We start from the raw sequence: 23,374 nt of genomic DNA on the forward strand, positions 1-23,374 counted from the left end.
AACTCGTAACATAGTTAATAAAAAATAGGAGGTTATATCCCTCCCACTTTAGCTAAATATTGTATTCCCCTTCTTTTCTACCTCAAGTAGAATTCCTTTCTCTATCCAGCCTTCTACACCATCTTTTTTAATTAAATCATATCCGGCACAACTACCATCAATGAGAGAAACAACATCCCCGTTTCTAACGCTTAATTGTGCACAAGAAATATCCGTTTTCACTGTATACTCACCTGATTCAAGTTGCTTTATATACTCGTTTTTCACATGAAGTAATTCATTTGTTCCTAGTTGTTTACATCCGGTAAAACCTTTCATTCTCTCCACAGGCTCTATGTAATAATGCGGATATGTAACCCCGCCCTGCATTACTGAATTCGCATTAAAATCGGCCAATACCTCATACTGCGGAAAATGATCTACATATGTATAAGAAAACGTATCACCTGAAGTTGTCCTCTGAATAATAAATGCGTTTAATTGCCCTGCTTCTTTAATTGCATTACCACCATCAATCGCAATAATTTTTTTCTCCTTATCAATAACTGGATTGTTAGATGGTGCCTCCTCGGAATAGTTCACAACAGGCCAATGTCCAACAATTACGTACTTATCCGCTCTATGTGACTTATTAAAAAACTCTGGCATTGCAATTGCATTTTTCCTGTCTGTTTGTCTCCAATTCTCTCTATCTTCAAGACCAGCATGTACAAAGATATACTCCTCAGTTTCAATAGCAGTTGGTAATTCTGTTAGCCACTTTATTTCTTTTGAAAAATGGCCCATCAATATGTTTTTCACTTCACAAATATCACTTTCTTCATTAACGGTAACGTTCAATTTCGCTAGCCATTCATTAAAAATTGTATTCTTTTTCGTACATAAATAATTTATTAGCGCAGGATTTTCATTTACAAGTGCTTCAACTACAACTTCACAATTCCCTTCAACTACATAAACATTTGGCTTGCTAACTACTAAATCCATTACATAGTTTACAACGCCAACGCTATCGTTTCCCTTCTCACAAAGGTCTCCATTTATAATTAAATAATCATCATCTTTAAAATGAACTTTATGTAATAATTCCTTTAAAAGATTTAATTCACCATGAATATCAGATATTACGATAACTCTTACACCTTTTGGGATTAATAGTTTCTGAATTTTTTCCAAGTATAAACTCCCCTAACCTTCTTTTAATTCCATATTATCGTCTCAATTATAATGAGACTATTCGACAAAATAAGTAATTACCCCTCCTCATTCTTCAATTCTAAATTAAAAGGGGTTCCATATGTTCTCACACATAGAACCCCCTTACTATTATAATTCTTTATAAAAAGAATAGCTTACCTTATCATAGCCTTCTCTTTCATAAAAACGATGTGCATCAACTCTTGGAAACGCTGATGTAAGAACGATAGAACTGCACCCTTTTTCTTCCCCCCATTTTTCTACATATGACAACAGAACCTTACCATATCCTTTTGATCTGTGAGCTTCTGCAGTTACAAGATCATATACGAAAACATGTTTCTCATTATAAAAATTCGTACAAATCGCTACACCAGCTAGACTAACAACTTCTTCATCTTCATTCTGTAACGAGAGTAGTTTATAATTTTCTTTTTTCATTTTTTGAAATAAAGAACTTGCTTCTTCTCTTGAAATTTTTGTTCGTAATTGCTGTAATACAGGGAATACATCATGTAAATCAGCTTCTGTTACTATTTCTCTAATATTCATTTTGATTCTCTCCTTTCTATTTATTAAATTTTCTAAATGTTGTATCATCATTATAAAAAGTAACTGCCCTTAACTTAAGTGACAGTTCGATTATTTTTTATATGGCCAGTTTTTAAAGGAGAATTCTTAAAATGGATCTTACTATCCCATTACAATTAGAAAGTAAAACACCAATTTACTTACAAATTTACGAATATATGAAACGAGAAATTTCTCAGGGATTACTGCCTGCCGGTACGCGCCTTCCTTCTCACAGAAATTTAGCGATACAACTTAATGTTAGTCGTATTACTGTTGAATCTGCTTATCAACAATTACTAGCTGAAGGTTATGTAGAAAGTAAACCGAAACGCGGGATTTTTGTTGTGGAAGTTGATATTGATGTCATTCAAAATAAACAACACGTTGCGTCAAACAGAGCTAACAATATTAAAAATGAACAATATGACTATGATTGTAGCCAAGGCCTTATTGATCAAAAAGCTTTTCCAATTACAAACTGGAAAAGAGCATTACAAGAAACTTTATTCCAGTATGAAAATGAATTATTTGCTAAAGAAGATCCTCAAGGTGAGTTCATTCTACGAGAACATATTTCAAAATATTTATATCATGCTCGCGGGGTACATTCTACACCTGATCAAATTATTATTGGAGCCGGTACGCAGCCTCTTCTTTGGCTACTACTCCAACTGCTTGGTTCAAAAAAAGAATATGGAATCGAAAACCCTGGATTTCACCGTATAACTGCTATGATTCAAAGTTCTGCTCTTCCTGTTCACCCTATACCTCTAGATGAGAAAGGGATTCATATTTCAGCTTTACGTGAATCAAGTGCTAATGTAGCATACGTCACTCCATCTCACCAATTTCCTCTTGGAATGATTATGCCATTATCTAGAAGGCTCGAATTATTAAGATGGGCCAATGATTGCGAAGGATATATTATTGAAGATGATTATGACGGGGAATTTCGTTATGTAGGAAAACCTATCCCCTCTTTACAGGGACTAGATTCAAATGAACGCGTTATTTATATGGGAACTTTCTCGAAATCCTTTTTACCTTCTTTGCGAATGGGGTATATCGTCTTACCACCTCATCTTTTAAAAATCTATAAAGCGCTTGGAGGCATGTTTAAACAAACTGTTTCTATCCTGCAGCAACTTGCCTTTGCAACCTTTATTCAAAATGGGGATTGGGAACGCCATATTAATCGAAGTCGTACGTTATATAAAAGAAAACATATTTCTTTAGTTAAATCTATTACAAACGAAATGGGCAATAACGTTCATATACTCGGTGAACAATCAGGACTGCACATCGTACTTCATGTTCATAATGGGATGAACGAACAAGAACTTATTCATGCTGCTGCAAAACAGCGAATTAAGTTGTATCCTCTCTCCACATACGATTCTGTTCACAATTTAAAGAAGGTATCGTATGTATTACTCGGTTTCGGCAGTATTCCCGAAGATAGTATCGAAACGATTGTAAAATTATTGAAAAAAGTCTGGTTCCCTAACTAAAAATAACTCCACGTAAGTTATACTTACGTGGAGTTATTTTTATTCACTATTCTTCTGATACTTGCCCTGATCTCGCTGTCCTTCCTGGACGCTTTACACCAGTTGTTTCTGTTGAATAAGAAGCTTCAATTATAGCACTTGGATCTACAGAGAGAACGAGATCTTTCATTTTTGGATAAATGAAACGGTTTGTAATACAATAAATAATTCTCTGGTGCTCTCCTAAAAAACCACCTTCTCCATGTAGATACGTAACAGACAGTTGTAATTCTTTCATAAGCAGTTCGCCAATTTCTTTATTTTTATTCGAAATAATCATGACGCTCTTTCCTTGATTAATACCGTCTAATATGAAATCTATCATCTTCGTAACAATATAGAAAATTGCTAATGAGAACATCGCTTGCTCAATTGAAAATAAAATAGCAACAAATACAAAAATAACCGCATTTACAGCAAGTAAAAATGTACTAATTGGTACTTTAAAATGCTTGTTCATCCAAACAGCTAACATTTCTGATCCATCAATTGCTCCGCCCATTTTTACAACAATCCCTACACCAACACCAAATAGAACTCCTCCATAAAGTACAATTAATAATTCCGAAGTCGTAATTGCTGGAAATGGTTTTAAATAAATCAATCCGAGTGTTGTAACAACATTTGCATAGGATGTACGGATGAAAAACTTCTTTCCCATTACTTTTGCAGTAAATAGTAAAATCGGGATGTTAAGTCCTAAAAACACTCCGTAAAGCGGTAATCCAGCAACTTTATTTGCCATAATAGCAATCGCGGTTACCCCTCCGTCTACTAAGCCATTTGGCGCTAAAATAAGCTCTAGTGAACCCGCTACAATAATGGAGCCAATTGTTAATAATACGTATTCAAATAATTTTTTCATTCATTACCCCCAAAACTTATATATTTTCTTAGTATTATCATAACTAATTTTTTTCGCAAATACAAAGAAATTGCTTTATATACACACATTTTTCACCTTTTTGGTGATTCTTATGTAGAATCTCAAAATTTAATACACTTTATACAAAAATAATATCCCCCTAATTTTTACCTCTTAATTACATTATGTTATATAATTAAATTTAGAGAATTTACAGAAAAAGGAGCTCTTTCATGCTACAACAATTGTTCACTTCACCTATTTTATCTGTTCAAACTTTGCATCCAGGCTATGTAGACCATGCAAGCGACGTGTTTCTTGTTAAAACAGAAGCTGAAGAAGTTATTGTTCGTTCCTCAAAAATGACTGAAGAGCCCAACAATGATTTTTGGTGGGGATGTAAAAACCTTTTTGGAATTGATCCAAGGCATGTACATCGTTTAGAAACAATACACGCATTATTGAAAAAGCATACTACCTTACCCATCCCTACTATTTTGCAAAAACATGTTTTAAATGAGCGAGAGTATGTAATCGTCGAAAAACTAACTGGAAATACACTGCAAACATTTATCGGACAAGCTGATTCTATTTTATTCAGCCTTGGAAAAGGACTAGCAGAAATTCATTCGTTTCAAGCAGAGTTTATAGGAAACCCATCAAGTACTTTCCACATTCCACTAGAAGAATTTAAATCTCACATATTAAAAGTCAGTAAAGAACTTGTAAATAGGTTCTATTCCGATAACACGAGTATCCATAACGCATTTCATACTTTTGAATCACAGCTATCTTCCTTGCCTGCACCAAAGGAATCTACACTCGTTTTAATTGATATGGATCCTACTCAGTTTTTATCAGATGGTACAACTATTACGGGTTTAGTAGATACAGAAGCCTATGCAGTTGCTCCTCGAGAGTTTGATTTTATCGGCTTAGAATATGTATTTACAAAAAAAAGAGGCTCATGCTTTTAAACAAGGTTACGAAACCATTATGCCCATTCCTCGTCTTGAAGAATGTAGACACCCCTATCGATATTTGTACCGGTTATTATCTGTTCAGGGCAGTGTGGAGTTAGAAAAGTGGCTAAGTCATCCATCCTATTTTTAAATACGAATGAGAGGGATTATGAAATGAATATTGAAAAAAAGAAATCTTTAACAGCAAACGAAATTCAGCAAATGAAAGATTTAGCTCATATTTGCGGACAACAAGATAAAATTGATTACTCGTCAGATTTACATGTCAACTTTTTAACTGCCCGTAATAAAGAAATGATAAATGATTTTCTATTTTGTGATGGTACTCAATTAATTGGTGCATTAAGTATGTATGACTTTGAAAGACCGACAAAACTGGAGTTAATAGGGTTTGTTCATCCAAACTATAGGAAACAACATATAGGCACCACTCTTTTACAAACCGCAATGAAAGAAATACGGATAAGAGAGGTAGATGAAGCTCTTCTTATTATGAATGGGGATTCTGCTTCTGGGAAAGAATTTGCAAAACAAATGAAGTTACCTTATTTATATAGTGAATATAGTATGGAGTTCAAAGCAAAAGAAGTGCAACAAACAACAAAGAATACTATACAGCTCACTCTTGCATCTTCAGAATCACTTCTTAATCTTATTGAAATTTCCAGTAAAGCCTTTGGAGATTCTGTAGAAAATACCGCTACATGGTTACAGAAAATGATGAATTCACCTTCTCATCAAGTTTACATTGCTCTTATTAATGAAAAAGCAATTGGAACGATTACCGTTTCTGAGCAAGAACAATCTACTACACTATCAGGATTCGCAGTTCATCCTTCTTATCAAGGTAAAGGGTATGGTAAAGATATTCTTAGTTATATGGTACATACACTTATTATAGAAGGAGTTTCAACAATTGAATTAGACGTCGAAACGAAAAATAATAATGCTTTAAAACTATATACACAATGTGGTTTTGAAATTAAAACGAAGCATGACTATTATAATTTAATGAATTTTGAGCAGAATACATATGTCTAAAAAACTAATTTATTCTGATTATGATATTTTTGCAGAGATCTATAATAAACATTGGGGACATTTTGCAGAACACTCTTATCCAGCCTATCATAAATTCGTTTTACAAGGTGCCGCTCCCCACTCCCGTATATTAGACCTTTGCTGCGGGACTGGTCATCTTACTAGGAAACTAATTGATAATAATTTTATAGTAACTGGTATAGATGGTTCTGCTCAAATGATTGAACACGCACGTCAAAACGCGCCAGATGCATCCTTCATCGTCGATGATGCACGCTCTTTCAAATTGAATGAGCAATTCCACTATGTCATTTCAGCCGGTGATAGCTTAAATCATATAATGAAATTAGATGAGCTAAAAAACACTTTTCATCATGTTTATTTAGCATTATATGATGGAGGTACATTTGCATTTGATATGAATATGGAGAAAGGTTTTCTTGAAAATTGGAGTGCGTCCTTTCACATTTCAGAACAAAAATATGTCTGTACGATAAACTCTACTTATGACATTGAAAGAAAAAAAGCAGAGATGAACTTTATACTATTTAAGCATGACATAAATGATAATTGGCAAAGAAGTGACTTTTCTTTTGAGGAAGCTTGTTACTCTAATGAAGAAATAATTTCTTCGTTGGAATCTGTAGGATTTAAAAACATTCAACTACATGGTACAAATAGAACATTTTTCATTTGTGAAAAATAAAAAAACTGAATCATAACGATTCAGTTTTTTCTTAATATATTTACAACAGCAGTCATTTCATTATTTTCTTTATAAACACGTGGGATTCTTCTGTCTAACATACATGTAACTTCATAGTTAATTGTCCCTAACATATCTGCTACTTCTTCTACCGCAATTTCTTCTTCGCCTTGTTTACCGTAGAATACTACTTCGTCCCCAACTTGTACTGGCATTGCTTTTGAAATGTCTAGCATAAGCTGATCCATACAAACACGGCCAATAACAGGTACTCGAACTCCGTTTATTAATGCATGTCCTTTATTAGACAACTGGCGATTATAACCATCAGCATAACCAATCGGTACAGTTGCAATCCATTCTTCACCCGTTGTTACATACGTATTTCCATAACTAACACCACGATTTTTCTTCGCATGTTTAACATGAGCTACTTTTGATTTTAAAGACAACGCTGGTTTTAACACTACAACAGTATGATCAACTTCTTTGGAAGGATACATTCCATAGATTCCAATACCGACACGAACCATATTTTGAAATGTGTTGCTAAGTTCCATTGATCCTGCACTGTTTGAACTATGAATATATGGAAAATGAATTCCCAATTCTTTTGCTGTATTTACAGCTTTTTCGAATAAACTTGTTTGCATATTCGTATATGCTTTATCAGTTTCATCAGCGGTAGAGTAATGTGTAAACATTCCTACCACTTCCACATACTCCATACGGTTTAATTCTTCTAAAAATGGTTTCACTTCTTCTTCCTGTAAACCGATACGACTCATTCCTGTATCAATTTTCACTTGAATTTGCACTTTCTTTTGAAGACGGTTTGCAATTTCATTTATACTTTGTAAATCTTCAATTCTATAAACAGTCATCATAACGTCATATTGAATTGCATCTTCCACAGCTGCTACTGATGTATAGCCTAAAATTAAAATCGGTACAGTGATTCCAGCTTCTCTTAATTCTATTGCTTCATCTACAAATGCAACTGCAAGTTGGTTTATTCCTGCTTCGATAGCAGCTTTCGCAACTTCAACTGCTCCGTGGCCATACCCATTCGCTTTTACAGCAGCCATCATTGCAATATTTTCATCATTCACACGTTTTTTAAATTCTTTTACATTATGTTTTACAGCATTTAAGTCAACTTCAACAATTGTATCTCTTCCATATTTCAAGCTCATTGGTCTAACTCCTAACTCAATAATTACATTCCATTCTATTTCACGTTTCATATGACCTTTTACAATATAATACTTTTCAATATGCTAGTCAAACTACTAGAATTTTCGGAATTTTGAGTATGATATAATACCCTTAAGAAACTATTATATACGGAGGTGAGGAGAATTACAATGTTTGTTCACTCTGCCTTGCATCAACTACAAGTTGCTGTTGATACTTCTATTCAAATGCTTAACCAATATAATGAAGACGATTTAAAAATACAACCAATTCACTCGAAGCGATCATTATTTGAAATGTGTGCACATCTTTCTCTTATTTGCCATGCTGATTTACTCATTTTAAATGGTATTACAGAAAAAGAGTTACGTACCTTTTATTTAGAACATACACCAAAAACAATTACTCAAATGCAACAAATGATGATAAAAGGGTACGAACTACTTTCTAAAACTTTCTTATCCTATTCCAATGAAGAGTTAGCGGAAATTATGACTGCTTATTGGGGGATTTCTTATTCTCGATTCGAATGGTTACTTGAAATCGTTGCACACTTTTATCATCATCGCGGGCAAATTCATATTTTATTGTGCGAGCACATTAAAGATCCTAACATACCTTTATTTCAATAAAGGTATGTTAGACGATATGAAACTTCTCTAAGGCAAATAAAATACCACCTTCACTTGATTTCTTTGTAACGAAATCTGCTCTTGTTTTTAACTCTTCTCCGCCATTCCCCATCGCAATTCCTAATCCTACATATTGCAACATCTCAACATCATTCCCACCATCTCCAAAAGCAATTGCTTCTGATTTACAAATGTTTAAATGTTCCAATACCTTTTGAATTGCAGTTAGCTTCGATACTTTATTATCTTCCAACACATTCATAACGTAGCCATGAAAACGTTCAAACGTAAGTGCTGGATATCTTTCAAAGAATTTTTGGGCTTCTGTTTCATCAGCATACAGACAAACACAATAAATCTCTTCTGACAAGTTTCTAACTTTGTCAGGATAACACTCTAAATTTAACGTTTCATTTAATGCTCGTATTACACGTTCGTCTTTTGAGGCAATACCATTCATTACAAATTCTTCTGTAAAATAAGAAACACTATGACCATGTAATTCAGCAAAATTTGAAATATCATGAACAATTTCACTTGAAAGTACCGATTTATGTATAACTTCATCAGCACATTTTATATGTGCACCATTTGCAGAAATAAACGTATTTATGCCCAGCTCTTTAAATTGTGAACATAAACTATATGGTCTCCCTGTTGTAACAACTACGTGAATTCCTTTATCTATTAACCTTTGTATAGCCTCTCTTGTACTTTCGTGCATACTTCTATCAATCTCGCTTAAAAGAGTACCGTCAACATCAAAAAATACAACTTTGTACATATCCTCTTACATTCCATCTAAATGATTTGTATCATTTATAAAATGAATAGTTTTCTGTTTATCCGTAAGTTCAATCAAACTAATTCCCGTATCTCCCATTTTAAAATAATAGTCCATGCTAATTGGCATTTGGAAAAACGCTCGTAAAATACTATTTATTACACCACCGTGTGCAACAATTGCAATTCGGTCATATGTATTCTCTGTCACGATTTTAGAAAAGATTCCTTCTATTCTCATTCTAAATTCAATAAATGATTCCCCGTTTTCAAAACGATCATGAAGAAATTTTGGCTCTGGATATTTTTTCGCTTCTTCAAATGATAACCCTGCTTGTATCCCGTTATTAAACTCCATTAATTCTTCTTCTAGTTGAATTGGGCACTGAATCGCTTCAGCTAATGTTTCAGCCGTTTCTCGAGCACGTTTTAATGTACTTGCCCAAATGAAATCTGGTGGGAAATCTGCTTTCACTTTCTTTACAAGCCTTTGCACTTGCTGTCTTCCCTTTTCTGTTAATTCAAAGTCAGCTCGACCTTCATGTACATGTAAAATGTCTGCCTCGGATTCTCCGTGGCGTATTAGTAGTATTTGCATTCTTACTCCCCCTTATCTCCTTAAAACCAAGATTAAATTTTAACATATTATCAAAAATTTTCAAAATAATAAAAGCAATCCCCATTCATAAAAGAATGAAAATTGCTTTTATTACTAACTAACTTTCTTCTAAACTAGCTTTTGACTTTCCTCCTACTCCCCAATGTGAACTAGGTATTTCATTTACTAAAACACGTACACGCCCAACATCTACATCTAAATTTTTTGCAACTGCCTCTGTAACATCCGAAATAAGATTTTGAATTTGTTCTTGTCTTCTACCCTCTATAATTTGAATTTGTACAATTGGCATTTCTATCTCTCTCTTTGCTATTTATTCACAAAACATCGCTACACTTCCTAAGTGATCAAATTGTGCAATAATAGAATCTCCTGCTTTAAATGCAATCGCTTCTGATAATGCTCCACTTAATACGATATCACCTTTTTTTAATCCTTCATTTTGTAAACCAAGTTTATTTACCGCCCAAGCAATTGCCTCTGCTGGATGTCCCAGTACTGCTGCCCCCGTTCCAGTTGTAGCAATCTTACCATTTTTCGACATAACCATCCCTACACTAGCTAAGTCTATTTCTTTAGCATCCATCCATCTACTTCCTAATAAAAACTTTGAAGATGAACAATTATCTGCTATTACATCAGGTAATGTAAATTTAAAATTTAAATACCTGCTATCAATAATCTCTAAAGCTGGCGCAACATATTTTGTTGCCTTTAATACATCATCTGCTGTCACATTCGTTCCCTGTAAATCCTCACCTATTAAAAAAGCAATCTCTGGTTCTACTTTTGGATGAATCAATATTTCGTATTGCAATGGCTCCCATTCGAACGCTAACATATCTTCCAATAAATATCCGTATATCGCTTCATCAATACCCATCATTTGCTGTTTTGCTTTACTCGTTAACCCAAGCTTCACACCAACTCTTTTAGAACCTTCGTTCATTTTCTGTTCAATTAAACATTTTTGCAATTTATAAGCATCCTCTACTGTTAAATCTGGGTGCTTATCCGTTACTTTTACTACTTCTTTCCTTTCCTTTTCAGCTTGAAGTAAATACTCCACAATTTCTAAATCTGCTCCTTTCACTAAAGCCATCTTTTACACCCCCGTTTTTATCTTTGCTAATTCTGCCGCGACATCTAAAATCATATCCTCTTGCCCTCCAACTACTTTTCTTTTCCCCAGTTCTATTAAAATATCACGGGCATCTACATTAAAGCGTTTTGCCGCTCTTTCAGCATGTAATAAAAAGCTAGAGTATACACCAGCATATCCCATTACTAGACTACCTTTTTGGATTTCTTGTGGTACTGGTAATAAAGGGGCAACAACCTCCTCAGCTACGTCCATCATCTTATATAAATCTATATCTAGCTTATATCCCATACGATCCAAAACAGCTAGCAATACTTCTGTTTGGGCATTTCCAGCTCCTGCCCCAAGACACCGCACGCTTCCGTCAATACGTGTCGCACCTTCCTCAATTGCAGTGACTGTATTCGCTACTGCAACCGAAAGATTATTATGACCATGGAAACCAATTTCTATATTTAAAGATTGACGTAATGCACGAATACGCTCACGTACTTCGTGGGGTAATAAAGCACCAGCCGAATCAGTTACATAAATTGCTTCTGCACCATAATCCTCCATAAGCTTTGCTTGTTCTACTAATTTTTCAACCGGTGCAGAATGTGCCATCATTAAAAAACCGCACACTTCCATACCTAACTCACGCGCAAATTGAATATGCTGAGCTGAAACATCCGCTTCTGTTACATGCGTTGCTACACGAACAAGTTTCGCACCAATATTTGCAGCTTGCTTTAATTCATGGATAGTTCCAATACCAGGAATTAACAAAACAGCTACTTTAGCTTGCTTACACTCATCTACTGCTGCCTCAATTAGCTTCATTTCGTTAACTAATGACTTTCCATATTGTAATGTAGAACCACCTAAACCATCTCCATGACTCACTTCGATATAATGCATACCGGCCTCATCTAATGCCCTTGTAACAGATCGAACTTGTTTTTCTGTAAATTGATGTTTCATTACATGGCTTCCATCACGTAAACAAACTTCCGTTATTTTCACTGGCATTTCACTATTTCGCCTCATTCATTACACCTCTTTTCTTCTCTGAAATGATTTGTGCTGCGAATTCTTCAGCTACTTTTAATGACGCTGCTGTCATAATATCTAAATTACCGGCATAAGGGGGAAAATAATCTCCTGCTCCTTCAACCTCTAAAAATACAGTTACACGATTCCCATCAAACATCGGCTCTTGTTTTAAAGAATAACCTGGAACATACGTCCTAACTACTTCAACCATCTTTTGAATCGCTTCTTGGATAGAAGCCTCATCCATATACTTAACTTCACAATATACTGTATCTCTCATTAATATAGGAGGCTCAGCAGGGTTTAATATAATAAGTGCTTTCCCTTGATCTGCCCCACCAATTTCTTCGATTCCGCGCCTTGTCGTAATTGTAAACTCATCAATATTTGCCCTTGTACCTGGACCTGCACTTAAACTTGAAATTGTAGCAACTATCTCTGCATATGTAACATTTGCTACCTCATTAATAGCATAAACAATCGGAATCGTTGCTTGTCCCCCGCACGTAATCATATTAACGTTTTGCTTTTCTACAAAATTATTATTTGGTATAGCAGGGCAAACGAACGGCCCACATGCAGCAGGTGTTAAGTCTATTATTATTTTCCCAAGTTCCCCCAATACTTTTGCATGGTGACTATGTGCTTTAGCTGAAGTTGCATCAAATACAATATCGGCTAAATTTGGATTATCAATAATTGCTTGTATTCCATTATCAAAAATCTCGTATCCCGCTTCTTTTGCTCGCTTTAAACCATCCGATTCCGAATCTATTCCAATCATGGCATTCAGCTCTATGACTTCACTTTTTCTTAATTTATACATTAAATCCGTGCCAATATTACCTGATCCAATAATGGCTACCTTTACTTTCTCCACATCTATCCCCCCTTTTTTCAATCTTTTAATCTATATGAAGGTAACAGAAACCGATCCGAGTGAACCGAAATCAGCATGAATACTATCTTTACTATTTACTGAGACTGCACCAGATAACGCACCTGGTAAAATTAACTCCCCTGCTTTTAATCCAATATTAAACTCATGAAGTTTATTAGCTAGCCAAGCAACAGCTTGCGCAGGATGCCCTAATGCAGCCGCACCAGCACCCGTTGCAATTAAACTATTATTTTTATAAAGTGTCATTCCAGTTGTACGTAAATCTACTTTATCAACGCTAGAGAATGTATCACCAATTACAACTTTTGCCGACGATCCATTATCCGCCACTGTATCAGCAAGCCGAATTTTCCAATCAGCAATTCGACTATCAATAATTTCAAGTGTAGGCACTACATATTTCGTCGCCATTAGTACGTCAACATATGTAATATTAGGCCCATTTAAGTCTTCTGCTAAAACAAACCCTATTTCTGCTTCTATTTTGGGAGCTACAAAGGAACTTATTGAAATTTCACTACCATTTTCTATCTTCATATCGTCCAGTAAATGTCCATAATCTGGTTCATTTACCCCAAGCATTTGTTGCATTGCAACACTCGTAAGTCCAACTTTCTTTCCAATTACACAACGCCCATTCTCCAACTTTCTTTCTACTACTTCAAGCTGAATATTATAAGCATCCTCAACAGATAAATTAGCATATCTCTCAGTAAATGGAGGTATCCCTACTCGTGAATTTTCAGCTTGTAATAGTTCATCAGCTAATTCTTTAATTAACAATTGCTTTCACCTCATTTTTCAAATTTATATATCCCCTATCAACGACAATATAACTAGCCCCCACCTAACTATTTTATTTCCATAAATGTCAGATGAGAGCTTTGAACTTTAAGTTAAAACATCCCCTTTATAATTTCATCGTAACCGTCTTAGCTTCCGTATAAAATTCGAAACTATGACGTCCACCTTCTCTACCAATCCCACTCGCCTTCGAACCGCCAAATGGAGTACGTAAATCTCGAACATACCAACAATTAATCCATAATAAGCCTGAATCGATTTGTGAAACCACTCGTTGCGCTCGTCTAAGATCATTTGTCCAAACAACTCCAGCTAGTCCATAAATGGAATCATTCGCAATGCGAATTGCATCCTCTTCCGTTTTAAATGGAATAACAACTAGAACTGGGCCAAATATCTCTTCTTGCGCTACACGCATACTGTTATCAACATCATATAGAATAGTAGGTTCATAAAAGTTTCCTTCTACTAGACTCTCCACTCTTTTTCCACCATAGGCTAATTTTGCCCCTTCTGAAATTCCTATTTCTACATAACGATCAACTGTTTCTAAATGAGATTTTGATACAAGCGCTCCCATATCTGTATCTTCAGAAAGAGGATCTCCAACTTTTATTCTTTTTACAGCCGCTACAAATTTCTCTAAAAACTGTTCATATACACTTTCTTGCACAAGTAATCTTGAACCAGCTAAACAAATTTCTCCTTGGTTCCGATAAATAGCTTCAATCGATCCTTGTACCGCTTCATCTAAATCTGCATCTTCAAATACGATATTTGCTGATTTGCCCCCTAATTCTAATGAAACAGGTATTAAGTTTTCTGATGCATTACGCATAATTGTTTTTCCTGTATTACTTTCTCCAACAAATGAAATTCTTCTTACAGCTGGATGTGTTGTCATTTTTGTCCCGACAGTATTCCCTGGACCTGTAATAATATTAAGTACACCTGGAGGTAGTCCTGCATCATTTGCAATTTCACCAAGCATAACTGCACTTAATGGAGTATAAGAGGCCGGCTTGACAACAACAGTATTACCAGAAGCAAGTGCAGCTGATGCTTTCCACGTCATTTGCATAAATGGCAAATTCCAAGGAATGATTAAACTTGTCACTCCCGCGGGAGCATACTTTGCATATGACATAAAGTTATGTTTGTCATAATGCTCATGCACCATATATTTAGCCATTTCAGCAAAGAAGCGAAAATTATGAGCCGAACGGGGTATATCGAATCCTTTGCTTTCTTTAATCGGTTTTCCAACATCAAGAGTTTCTATATATGCTAGTTCATCCACTCTTTCCATAATCAAATCTGACATTTTGCATAAAATATTCGACCGCTCTTCCACAGGCATTTTACTCCAAATGCCGCTTTTAAATGTACGTTCTGCCACATCAATTGCTCTTTTTGTGTCCTCTTCATTTGCCTTTGCAATAGAAGCAAGTTTTCTATTCGTCGCTGGATTGAACGTATCAAATGTTTCGCCAGATATGGAATCCACGTATTGTCCATCAATAAACAATTTCGCATTTTTTACTTTCATTTTGTCAGTTAATAATTCTTTGTTCACCTTCCTTACCTCCTACTCCTCAATTTCTAAAACCATCTCAATTTCAATTGTTGTGTTATTAGGTAATTGAGCCATACCGACTGCAGATCGGGCGTGTTTTCCCTTTTCCCCAAAAATATCTACTAATACATCAGATGCCCCATTCATTACTTTTGGCTGATTAATAAAATCTTCCGTACTATTTACAAAACCAAGTAGCTTTACAACTCGTTTTACCTTATTTAAATCACCTAGTTCGTTTCTCACAACACTCAATAAATTCAACATGGATTGTCTTGCTGCTTTATATCCTTCATCAATTGAAATATCCTTTCCTAACTTCCCGTGATACTCATCTACACCTTGTCCTGCAGTAAACAATAAGTTACCTACTTTTACACAACTAACATAATTTCCAACTGCTGGGCGAATAGCTGGTAGTGTGATTCCTAACTCACTTAATTTGCTCTCAGGTGTTTGTAATCTCTGCATATGCTACACCTCGTTTTTTTATATCAATATTTAAAAATTCCGCAGCATTTCCCCCGAGCATCGCTGCTTTTTGTTCCTCCGATAAACCGACTGTTTCATCAATCACTTTTCCAGGATCAACTTCTCGCAATAGAAATGGATAATCTGAGCCCATGAAAATTTTTTCATGTCCAAATCTTTCAATCATATATTTCAAATTAATAGGATCATAATTTAAAGAATCAAAATAAAATTTCTTTGCATAATAACTAGGAGGGTGTGTAGTCAACCGTAAATGCGGCCATACTTTCCATCCTTGATCTAATCTTGGCAAAATATATGGGAAAGACCCTCCCCCATGTGCAAAACAAACCTTTAACCGTGGAAATTTCTCCATTATCCCACTACATATTAGTGTAGCTGCCGCAAGTGCTGTTTCACTTGGCATCCCGACTGTATACATAAAATTATGATGTGGCATTCTATCGCGCCCTAATGTTTCCCATGGGTGAATAAAAATCGGAACTTGCCATTTTTCAGCCATTCGAAAGAATTCAATAAACGATGGATCATCTAAATTTTTACCATTTACGTTTGTACCAATTTCAATACCATGTAAATTTAATTCCGTTATACAACGCTCCATTTCACGAATTGCAGTTTCTCCATCTTGCATCGGAACTGTTCCTAGCCCTACAAAACGATCTGGATGTGCTGAAACTGTTTCTGCAATAAAATCATTTTGAATACGTGCCATACTTTCGGCTTCCTCTGGTTTTGCCCAATACGAAAATGTAACAGGGATTGGCGATAAAACTTGAATATCTACACCTTCACGGTCCATATCTTCAATTCTTTTCTTAGGGCACCAGACTTGGTCTGTAACGTCACGAAAGTTTTTACCTCCAACCATAATACTTGCACCACATGTACAAGTCCGATTTAATATCGGCCAACGACCACCACCAAACTTCTCTTCAAAATCCGGAAAAGTCTCAGGAATAATATGTGTATGAAAATCTATTCGCACTTCCATTCCTCCACTTCTTCTGGCATAATGTGACCACAGTGCTTACATGCTCGAATTTCCTTATTCGAATTAAAACTATGAATTGCTTCTTTTACTTGCTTTTCAATATCATTTAATTGAACACGCACACGATGCATTTCATGATTACACTCGTCACAGAACCAAACGAAATCCTCAAGTTCTCCTTGGCTACGTTTTCTTTCAATTACTAGCCCAAATGTATTAGCAACACGGTGTGGTGAATGTGGTACCATAGCTGGCAGCATAAATACATCCCCTTCTTTTACTGTGACGACTTCCCGCTTACCTTCCTCTGTAATACACTCCACATAACATTCACCTTTAATTTGATAGAAAAATTCATCTGAAGGATCTACGTGAAAATCACGTCTTCTATTTGGACCACCTAATATCATGGCAATAAATTCCGAATCTTGCCAAATAACTTTATTATTTACTGGCGGCTTCAATAACTCCTTATTCTCATCAATCCATTTTAGTAAATTAAAAGATTGCAAAGTTTTAAACATATTATTTCCTCCTCTTTATTCCTTCTATTTATATCGTTTTAAAAGACTAACCGAGTAAAGCGCTAGACTTTTGCAACTCTCCATGACATACATAATTTCTAATTCTCGTTGAAGATATTCGCTCACCTTCTTCACAGCAAACATCTTTCACTATAGAAATATTGAAGTGTTCTCTTAGCAGCTCTATATTACCTTCTCGATTTTTTCCGAACCTAAAATCTTGACCAATATAAATGTCTACAGGATTTAGCCTTTTTAAGTCTTGAACAAAACAGCTCGCACTTTTGGTTATATATGACTCATCAAACCGAATTACAATTACATGTTCAACACCGAGATTTTGAAGACGTTTCACCTTCTCTTCAATGGGTGTTAATATTTGCGCCCCTTGAAAATAAGAACGTGGTGGTGGATCAAATGTATACACAACATTTGTTATCTTTAATTCCTTTGCCTTCTCAACCGTATTTTTAATAACAGTTTGATGGCCTTTATGTACACCATCAAAAGCACCAATTGAAACAATTGATTTCATTAATTCAGGTATACACTGCTCATGTATATAAATGATTCTCATCTCTCTTCTTCTAAAGTTAGATTTCTAAATAACCAAATTCCTTTGAAATCAAATTTGCTGTATTCATCACACTTTGAATTATGATTTCACGTTGACTTCCCTGCATATATGATATGGGACCAACAATATTAAGCGCCGCAATAGTTCTGCCAGTATAAGATCGAATTGGAGCAGCAATTCCATATAGTCCATGTTCATTTTCATTATCACTAATTGAATATCCTTGTTTACGAATCTTCTGTAACTCCACTTGGAATTGTTTCACGCAAGTAATTGTATTAGGGGCTCGTCGTAAAAGTTCTTTTTCTGACGTACATTCTAATGAAGATGAATGGAACGAAAGCAACACTTTCCCTGTACTTGTACAATATGCAGGCTCTCTTGATCCAACATGTGTTGAAATTTGAACTGATTCCCTTGATGACACTTTCAAAATAAATACGACATCACCACGATCATACATACCAATATGCACAGTCCCATTAAAATTTCTAACAAGCTCTTCTACAAGTGGAATTGCTCCGCTATAAATCTCTTGCTGAAACATAACCTGGTTTCCCCACTCTAACAATTTCCAGCCTAATCTATATTTTCTTTGCTCATCTTGAATGAGCATTCCTTCTTCACACAACGTACGAACAAGGTGATGAACCGTACTTGCATTCATATTTAGTTTTTCCGCTATTTCAGAATTACCTAGTACAGGCTCATCACTCGTGAAACAATTTAGAATTTTACAAATTTTACTGATAGAAGCGATCAAATCATTTACCTCCCCTATTCCAGTTACAGTTCTCTAGTTTTAGATGTTGTTAAAAATATAAGAAGATTTACATCCTAACAGTAAAATTCTTGTTATCATCTGTTGCTCCTTCCTTTTCTAAATAAAAATGTAAGCGCAAACATTTTTATTTAACTTAAAGCACCTTCAGATGAACTTGATTGCAAAGCATTGTTTACTAGGGAAAACGTTTGTTGTTTTTTGTACGCATTATAAAACATTCCCATTTTACGTACCGGATCTCCAGAATAATAACGCTCATATTGTAATAACCGTTGTCCAAAAGCTTCTCCACATAAATCCCATGCTAATTTAAATAAACGAACTCGTTCCTCAGAAGATACTCCTTCACGCCCAATATAGTATTTTTCCATATCGTCTTGAATTTCGGGATTCATAAAATCTGCACCTGTCGGTGACATTAATAATCCACCAGCACCAATGGTTTGAATAATCTCAATTGCACGTGGATACATTTTAGGTAATAAACTGCGTATTGTATCAAGTGGCAACCTTGCAGGAATAACTTCTCCATATGGATTCTTTTCATATTCATACTCAGCTACTTGTAAGAGCGCACGTATCGTTTCTACATCTTGCATAAGTTCTGCTAACTGGTTTTGTACATTCAAAAATCCATCTACTCCTATCGAATCTGCTAATTTCATAGCTACTTCAGCAGCGAAAGAAAGCTTTACTAATCCTCTTACTCCAGATTGATGCGCTGGCTGATGACCAATTCCCGTTTTAGGATACAATTGATTCCCAGCTTCTATATTTTGATAAATAAATACTTTATCCCATGGGATAAACACATTATGAAATACTAGTAATGCATCCATTTCCTCAAACCTTGATGCAAGTGGATGATCAAATAGAGAACGTTTTCCATCTTGCATTGGCTCACGACAAAGAATTCTTAGTCCTGGTGCATCAATTGGTACTGCAAAAGAGATTGCATGACGTTCATCACCTGGCTTAAAACTTGGATAGGAATATATAATTACCTCGTCTGTAATAGGGGCGAGTGTCGCTAACATTTTAGCACCACTAACATACATCCCTTCTGCTGTTTCACTTACTACACCTAAATGCATAGTTTCATCTTCTTGTTGATGAGAAGCCTTACTACGATCATTTTGCGGATTAATAATCGCATGTGTTAAAAATAAATCATTATCCCGTATATGTTTATAATAATTCTTTATATTCGCTCCCCATTCTGGATTGAACTTCTCAAAAAACCAAGAATTACTTGCCATTGAAGTTACTGTTACATTTAAAAAATCTGGTGTTCTTCCCATTAAACCGAAGGTAGCTTTTGCCCATACTTCAAATAATTCACGACGTGCTTTTAAATCCTCATAATTTTTTGGCACTAAAAAGGCATTTGAGACCCTTTCCCCTGTCTCTTCGCATATATGAGTAATCTTATCCTGATATTCTAGATTGTGCTGCATATCATATAAGTTAGCAATTTGTAAAATGGGGTCGCGAAAAACATCTTCATTTACTACATCTGTTACTTTTCTTCCACCAATCCAAATTTCAGGATTTCTTTTTCGTAATCCTTCAATATACTGTTCCCCTGTTCTAATTGCCATTCTTTCCCCTCCAATTTCCCATAATAATATACTAAAAAGTTTAGAAACTCTATTTGATGACTGAATTTTCAATCATTATATCAATTTTAATACTTACAATTTCGCTCTTATTTCACATTATGAAATCTTAATTTTTTTTAAACAACACGAAAAAGGAACGGTTTCCCGCCCCTCATCCATTCACTTTCTCTGCATCATTCCAATAATATTTACTAAACGCTTCCGTTAACACATCAATGGTATTATATAGTTCGTCCAGCGTATTATCCACACCACCCACTTCAATTAACATTGCGTTTTTAGATAAGTCTTGATTATATACACCATTTCCGTCTTTTTTATCCTTAGGGAATATTCCTCTACTTATTCCGTAATAGTTTTCATCTAAATAGCTATTGATCGCCCTTGCGATTTTTTCATTTTCAGCACGCCCTTCGTTTTCCATCCCAATTATAAAATATAATCTTGCATACGATTTCCCGTTAATGACTTTTGTTGTTACCTTCTTTCGCTGATCATCACGATGTATATCAATCGGAAACGCAATTTTACTATTCTGTGCTAATGCTTCTTTTACATATCCATGCGATGCTTTATATGACTGATACCATACCCATTTTTTACTAGCTAGTAAATCACCCATATTCGTTTTATCATGAATTACTGGAATTCCTTGTCCTTCAAGTTGCTCCTTAAAACGGTCCCCTAATAAGGACACATTTACATCTGGACTCGATGGATCGGTAGCACCTGGTAATAATGGAAAGAAGGATTCCCAGCTATGTGTATGGTAAATATATACCGCGCTTTCTCCCTTTTTTGTCCCGCTCTTTTTTTGCACTGGATTCTTCTTTTCCGCTTCTGTAACTTTGTCTTTTGCTACTTCTCGTTCTTTCGTTACTTCTTCAATTTGTACACTAGATTCATTAGGAATATTCGTATAGTTCGTCCCTTCACCAGCTACGATAATGTTAGAATAATATTTTGACATACCGGGTACTTCTTTACCAACAAACGTTCTTAAATCTTTAATTTTCAAATCCGTCGCGATAGAGAATAGTAAACTTCCAACTGAGTCTCGTTTATATTTTTTAAAATAATCATATCCATAGTAATGATTCTCACTTTCTATCATTTGTACAAAACCTTGCATCGATACTTTTCCAAACCACTGATTCGCATAATAAGATTTCATTGTATGTAAAAGTGACGTCACAATCGACGCAATAATAATTACTACTAGTGCATATAAAAAGAGTAATGAAATTAGTTTCTTTCCATGTATACGAGTTGCATACTTTTTCACTATATCACCTTCTTTATACATGAATATGTACAAGCTTTATGGAATATACGCACAAAAAAAGAGAAATGGCATCCCATTTCCCTTTCTCACTCTTATTGTTCTTTACCTGTATCATTTGAAGGTAGTTTCTTCGCTTGTTTTTCTTTAAAGATTTCTCCGATTGCACCAAGAGTACCAAGTGTTTCAATTGCATTAGATGGAATAAAGACTTTATTTGCTGGCCCTTTCGCGACCTCAATCAATGATTCAAATGATTTATAAGCCAGTACGCGCTCATCTAAATCTGCTGCACGAAGTAACTCAATTCGATTTTGTTCTGCTTTTGCAATTTCATCAATCGCTCTTGCTTCCCCTTGTGCTTCTAATTCTTTCGCTTCTCGTATACCTTCAGCTTCACGAATACGTGCTTCTTTATCCCCTTCAGCCATCAAGATTTTACTTTGTTTTTCACCTTCAGCACGAAGAACTTTATCTTGTTTTGCAGCTTCAGCTTCTAAAATGATCGCACGTTTATTACGTTCTGCTTTCATTTGTTTTTCCATCGATGCTTGCACATCTTTTGGCGGATTAATATCGACAACTTCAACACGTTCAATACGAACGCCCCATTTTTCTGTTGCTTCGTCAAGCGCTAAGCGAATTTCCGTTGAAATTTTTTCACGGCCAGATAATGTTTCATCCAGTTCCATTTTACCAATAATTTGACGCATCGTTGCAGAAGTAATGTTACGAACACCATATTCATAGTTAGAAATACCGTATGTCGCAAGTTCTGGTTCAACAATTTGATAGAAAATAATTGTATCAATTTCTACTTGTACATTATCTTTCGTTATTACCTTTTGCGGTGGTACATTCGTTTGTTGAATACGTAAATCATGATATACACGAACGCGATCCACAATCGGTATTAATAAATTTAATCCTGGGTGCATAATGCGTTGAAATTTACCAAACCTTTCAATAACTCCAACTTTTTGCTGTGGGACAATTTTAATCGTCAATGCAACAAATACAACGACAATCAACGCGAAAATAATCGTTAACGTTAATGCTACTACCATATTTATTCACTCTCCTTTTTTACTTGTAAAATAGTACTATGCCTCTTTATAACAACGACTTTTTCTCCAGCATCGATAGGAGTATCCGAAATAGCTGTCCAAGTATCTCCATCCACTTTCACAATACCGTTCACTTCACTTGTAATCGCTTGCATAACAATTCCCTTTTTACCAACAAGTTTATCTACTGTATCAGTAAAACCTTTTGCTTCTCGAAAGTTTTTTGAAATTCTTTTCGTAAAGAAGGTCAATGTTAAACTGACAATCGCACCAGCAACAACTTGTAAAAATAGTGCATCAGGGGCAAACAAAGCAATAAGACCTCCGACAACAGCCCCAATCCCAAGCCAAAGCATGTAAAACGTAATCGACAACATTTCCGCGATAAATAAAATACCTGCTATTATGAACCAAATCACCCATCCAGCCATATGCAACCCTCACTTTCTTTCTCATTTTCTATATGTA

At 35.2% G+C, this 23,374-nt stretch carries 25 protein-coding genes and 1 pseudogene; 5 read left to right on the forward strand and 21 right to left on the reverse strand.

Annotated elements, in window-relative coordinates; genetic code table 11:
* Positions 1–48: 48 nt before the first annotated feature.
* Both Q3V31_RS01025 and Q3V31_RS01030 read right to left on the reverse strand, forming a co-directional pair.
* Positions 49–1,176: a metallophosphoesterase gene (locus tag Q3V31_RS01025; RefSeq protein WP_090813211.1), complete on the reverse strand. Its 1,128-nt coding sequence runs from the start codon at positions 1,174–1,176 to the stop codon at positions 49–51.
* A gap of 150 nt (positions 1,177–1,326) precedes the next feature.
* Positions 1,327–1,749, reverse strand: coding sequence for a GNAT family N-acetyltransferase (locus tag Q3V31_RS01030; protein ID WP_001025957.1), 423 nt, complete (start codon positions 1,747–1,749; stop codon positions 1,327–1,329).
* Positions 1,750–1,880: 131 nt separating this feature from the next.
* On the opposite strand from Q3V31_RS01030, the gene pdxR reads away from it, so the two are divergent.
* Positions 1,881–3,281 (forward strand): MocR-like pyridoxine biosynthesis transcription factor PdxR, encoded by a 1,401-nt coding sequence (gene pdxR / locus Q3V31_RS01035; RefSeq protein WP_090813210.1) that lies wholly within the window; start codon positions 1,881–1,883, stop codon positions 3,279–3,281.
* A gap of 46 nt (positions 3,282–3,327) precedes the next feature.
* Here the strand turns inward: pdxR and Q3V31_RS01040 are convergent, their stop codons facing one another.
* Positions 3,328–4,185: a YitT family protein gene (locus Q3V31_RS01040; RefSeq protein WP_000732300.1), complete on the reverse strand. Its 858-nt coding sequence runs from the start codon at positions 4,183–4,185 to the stop codon at positions 3,328–3,330.
* A 233-nt stretch (positions 4,186–4,418) separates the two neighbouring features.
* Between Q3V31_RS01040 and Q3V31_RS01045 the strand changes: the two are divergent.
* The 3 genes and pseudogenes from Q3V31_RS01045 to Q3V31_RS01055 all read left to right on the forward strand — a co-directional run bounded on the left by Q3V31_RS01045 (position 4,419) and on the right by Q3V31_RS01055 (position 6,915).
* Positions 4,419–5,298, forward strand: a pseudogene (locus Q3V31_RS01045) (phosphotransferase).
* A gap of 23 nt (positions 5,299–5,321) precedes the next feature.
* Positions 5,322–6,209 carry a GNAT family N-acetyltransferase gene (locus Q3V31_RS01050; protein WP_001019356.1) on the forward strand — a complete coding sequence of 296 codons (888 nt, stop codon included), beginning with the start codon at positions 5,322–5,324 and terminating at the stop codon, positions 6,207–6,209.
* Positions 6,202–6,915, forward strand: a complete 714-nt coding sequence (locus Q3V31_RS01055; protein WP_000038480.1) for a class I SAM-dependent methyltransferase — start codon at positions 6,202–6,204, stop codon at positions 6,913–6,915. The genes Q3V31_RS01050 and Q3V31_RS01055 overlap by 8 nt, the downstream gene beginning before the upstream one ends.
* A gap of 20 nt (positions 6,916–6,935) precedes the next feature.
* Here the strand turns inward: Q3V31_RS01055 and alr are convergent, their stop codons facing one another.
* A complete protein-coding gene (gene alr / locus Q3V31_RS01060; RefSeq protein ID WP_000054191.1) occupies positions 6,936–8,111 on the reverse strand; it encodes an alanine racemase in 1,176 nt (391 codons plus the stop codon).
* Between the two features lie 171 nt (positions 8,112–8,282).
* Between alr and Q3V31_RS01065 the strand changes: the two genes are divergently transcribed.
* The gene (locus tag Q3V31_RS01065) at positions 8,283–8,744 is read left to right on the forward strand and encodes a DinB family protein (protein ID WP_000497556.1); all 462 of its coding nucleotides are present in this window, start codon (positions 8,283–8,285) and stop codon (positions 8,742–8,744) included.
* A gap of 7 nt (positions 8,745–8,751) precedes the next feature.
* Here the strand turns inward: Q3V31_RS01065 and Q3V31_RS01070 are convergent, their stop codons facing one another.
* From Q3V31_RS01070 to Q3V31_RS01150, 17 genes are all read right to left on the reverse strand, one after another.
* Positions 8,752–9,528: a Cof-type HAD-IIB family hydrolase gene (locus Q3V31_RS01070; RefSeq protein ID WP_000278981.1), complete on the reverse strand. Its 777-nt coding sequence runs from the start codon at positions 9,526–9,528 to the stop codon at positions 8,752–8,754.
* A gap of 6 nt (positions 9,529–9,534) precedes the next feature.
* Entirely contained in the window at positions 9,535–10,125 is a 591-nt protein-coding gene (locus Q3V31_RS01075; RefSeq protein WP_001166449.1) for a histidine phosphatase family protein, read from the reverse strand.
* Between the two features lie 118 nt (positions 10,126–10,243).
* Positions 10,244–10,444 (reverse strand): 4-oxalocrotonate tautomerase, encoded by a 201-nt coding sequence (locus tag Q3V31_RS01080; RefSeq protein WP_255257093.1) that lies wholly within the window; start codon positions 10,442–10,444, stop codon positions 10,244–10,246.
* Positions 10,445–10,459: 15 nt separating this feature from the next.
* Positions 10,460–11,248, reverse strand: coding sequence for a 2-keto-4-pentenoate hydratase (locus Q3V31_RS01085; protein ID WP_090813207.1), 789 nt, complete (start codon positions 11,246–11,248; stop codon positions 10,460–10,462).
* Between the two features lie 3 nt (positions 11,249–11,251).
* The gene (gene dmpG / locus Q3V31_RS01090) at positions 11,252–12,277 is read right to left on the reverse strand and encodes a 4-hydroxy-2-oxovalerate aldolase (RefSeq protein WP_001254084.1); all 1,026 of its coding nucleotides are present in this window, start codon (positions 12,275–12,277) and stop codon (positions 11,252–11,254) included.
* Entirely contained in the window at positions 12,264–13,163 is a 900-nt protein-coding gene (locus Q3V31_RS01095) for an acetaldehyde dehydrogenase (acetylating) (protein ID WP_000416720.1), read from the reverse strand. Before Q3V31_RS01095 ends, dmpG begins: the two co-directional genes overlap by 14 nt.
* 30 nt (positions 13,164–13,193) lie before the next feature.
* Complete coding sequence (locus Q3V31_RS01100) at positions 13,194–13,967, reverse strand: 2-keto-4-pentenoate hydratase (protein WP_000905638.1); 774 nt, start codon at positions 13,965–13,967, stop codon at positions 13,194–13,196.
* 127 nt (positions 13,968–14,094) lie between these two features.
* Positions 14,095–15,564, reverse strand: a complete 1,470-nt coding sequence (locus Q3V31_RS01105; RefSeq protein WP_329761813.1) for an aldehyde dehydrogenase — start codon at positions 15,562–15,564, stop codon at positions 14,095–14,097.
* Positions 15,565–15,576: 12 nt separating this feature from the next.
* Positions 15,577–16,035, reverse strand: coding sequence for a RidA family protein (locus Q3V31_RS01110; RefSeq protein ID WP_001189373.1), 459 nt, complete (start codon positions 16,033–16,035; stop codon positions 15,577–15,579).
* On the reverse strand, positions 16,013–17,050 hold the full coding sequence (locus tag Q3V31_RS01115) for an amidohydrolase family protein (RefSeq protein WP_033656566.1): 1,038 nt from the start codon (positions 17,048–17,050) through the stop codon (positions 16,013–16,015). The genes Q3V31_RS01110 and Q3V31_RS01115 overlap by 23 nt, the downstream gene beginning before the upstream one ends.
* Entirely contained in the window at positions 17,035–17,574 is a 540-nt protein-coding gene (gene nbaC, locus Q3V31_RS01120; RefSeq protein WP_329761814.1) for a 3-hydroxyanthranilate 3,4-dioxygenase, read from the reverse strand. The genes Q3V31_RS01115 and nbaC overlap by 16 nt, the downstream gene beginning before the upstream one ends.
* A gap of 46 nt (positions 17,575–17,620) precedes the next feature.
* Complete coding sequence (locus Q3V31_RS01125; protein WP_001220345.1) at positions 17,621–18,151, reverse strand: FAD synthetase family protein; 531 nt, start codon at positions 18,149–18,151, stop codon at positions 17,621–17,623.
* Between the two features lie 16 nt (positions 18,152–18,167).
* Positions 18,168–18,914, reverse strand: coding sequence for an IclR family transcriptional regulator (locus Q3V31_RS01130; protein WP_000561977.1), 747 nt, complete (start codon positions 18,912–18,914; stop codon positions 18,168–18,170).
* 149 nt (positions 18,915–19,063) lie between these two features.
* A complete protein-coding gene (locus Q3V31_RS01135; RefSeq protein WP_329761815.1) occupies positions 19,064–20,536 on the reverse strand; it encodes a 4-hydroxyphenylacetate 3-hydroxylase family protein in 1,473 nt (490 codons plus the stop codon).
* A 172-nt stretch (positions 20,537–20,708) separates the two neighbouring features.
* Positions 20,709–21,863 (reverse strand): stage II sporulation protein P, encoded by a 1,155-nt coding sequence (spoIIP, locus tag Q3V31_RS01140; protein ID WP_002075600.1) that lies wholly within the window; start codon positions 21,861–21,863, stop codon positions 20,709–20,711.
* Between the two features lie 71 nt (positions 21,864–21,934).
* Positions 21,935–22,906, reverse strand: coding sequence for an SPFH domain-containing protein (locus Q3V31_RS01145; protein WP_016129236.1), 972 nt, complete (start codon positions 22,904–22,906; stop codon positions 21,935–21,937).
* Between the two features lie 2 nt (positions 22,907–22,908).
* On the reverse strand, positions 22,909–23,337 hold the full coding sequence (locus Q3V31_RS01150) for an NfeD family protein (protein ID WP_000929496.1): 429 nt from the start codon (positions 23,335–23,337) through the stop codon (positions 22,909–22,911).
* Positions 23,338–23,374 lie beyond the last annotated feature (37 nt).

This window comes from Bacillus nitratireducens (assembly GCF_036320425.1).
Lineage (GTDB): Bacteria > Bacillota > Bacilli > Bacillales > Bacillaceae_G > Bacillus_A > Bacillus_A nitratireducens.

Bases quoted from the DNA above. Each gene is read 5' to 3' on its own strand.
- Q3V31_RS01115 (WP_033656566.1), bottom strand. From the start codon at position 17,050: ATGGAAGTGCGAATAGATTTTCATACACATATTATTCCTGAGACTTTT.
- nbaC (WP_329761814.1), bottom strand. From the start codon at position 17,574: ATGTTTAAAACTTTGCAATCTTTTAATTTACTAAAATGGATTGATGAG.
- Q3V31_RS01055 (WP_000038480.1), top strand. From the start codon at position 6,202: ATGTCTAAAAAACTAATTTATTCTGATTATGATATTTTTGCAGAGATC.
- Q3V31_RS01030 (WP_001025957.1), bottom strand. From the start codon at position 1,749: ATGAATATTAGAGAAATAGTAACAGAAGCTGATTTACATGATGTATTC.
- dmpG (WP_001254084.1), bottom strand. From the start codon at position 12,277: ATGAGGCGAAATAGTGAAATGCCAGTGAAAATAACGGAAGTTTGTTTA.
- pdxR (WP_090813210.1), top strand. From the start codon at position 1,881: ATGGATCTTACTATCCCATTACAATTAGAAAGTAAAACACCAATTTAC.
- Q3V31_RS01075 (WP_001166449.1), bottom strand. From the start codon at position 10,125: ATGCAAATACTACTAATACGCCACGGAGAATCCGAGGCAGACATTTTA.
- spoIIP (WP_002075600.1), bottom strand. From the start codon at position 21,863: ATGTATAAAGAAGGTGATATAGTGAAAAAGTATGCAACTCGTATACAT.
- Q3V31_RS01050 (WP_001019356.1), top strand. From the start codon at position 5,322: ATGAATATTGAAAAAAAGAAATCTTTAACAGCAAACGAAATTCAGCAA.
- Q3V31_RS01070 (WP_000278981.1), bottom strand. From the start codon at position 9,528: ATGTACAAAGTTGTATTTTTTGATGTTGACGGTACTCTTTTAAGCGAG.
- Q3V31_RS01085 (WP_090813207.1), bottom strand. From the start codon at position 11,248: ATGGCTTTAGTGAAAGGAGCAGATTTAGAAATTGTGGAGTATTTACTT.
- Q3V31_RS01110 (WP_001189373.1), bottom strand. From the start codon at position 16,035: ATGCAGAGATTACAAACACCTGAGAGCAAATTAAGTGAGTTAGGAATC.
- Q3V31_RS01150 (WP_000929496.1), bottom strand. From the start codon at position 23,337: ATGGCTGGATGGGTGATTTGGTTCATAATAGCAGGTATTTTATTTATC.
- Q3V31_RS01040 (WP_000732300.1), bottom strand. From the start codon at position 4,185: ATGAAAAAATTATTTGAATACGTATTATTAACAATTGGCTCCATTATT.
- Q3V31_RS01135 (WP_329761815.1), bottom strand. From the start codon at position 20,536: ATGGCAATTAGAACAGGGGAACAGTATATTGAAGGATTACGAAAAAGA.
- Q3V31_RS01065 (WP_000497556.1), top strand. From the start codon at position 8,283: ATGTTTGTTCACTCTGCCTTGCATCAACTACAAGTTGCTGTTGATACT.
- Q3V31_RS01125 (WP_001220345.1), bottom strand. From the start codon at position 18,151: ATGAGAATCATTTATATACATGAGCAGTGTATACCTGAATTAATGAAA.
- alr (WP_000054191.1), bottom strand. From the start codon at position 8,111: ATGAGCTTGAAATATGGAAGAGATACAATTGTTGAAGTTGACTTAAAT.
- Q3V31_RS01145 (WP_016129236.1), bottom strand. From the start codon at position 22,906: ATGGTAGTAGCATTAACGTTAACGATTATTTTCGCGTTGATTGTCGTT.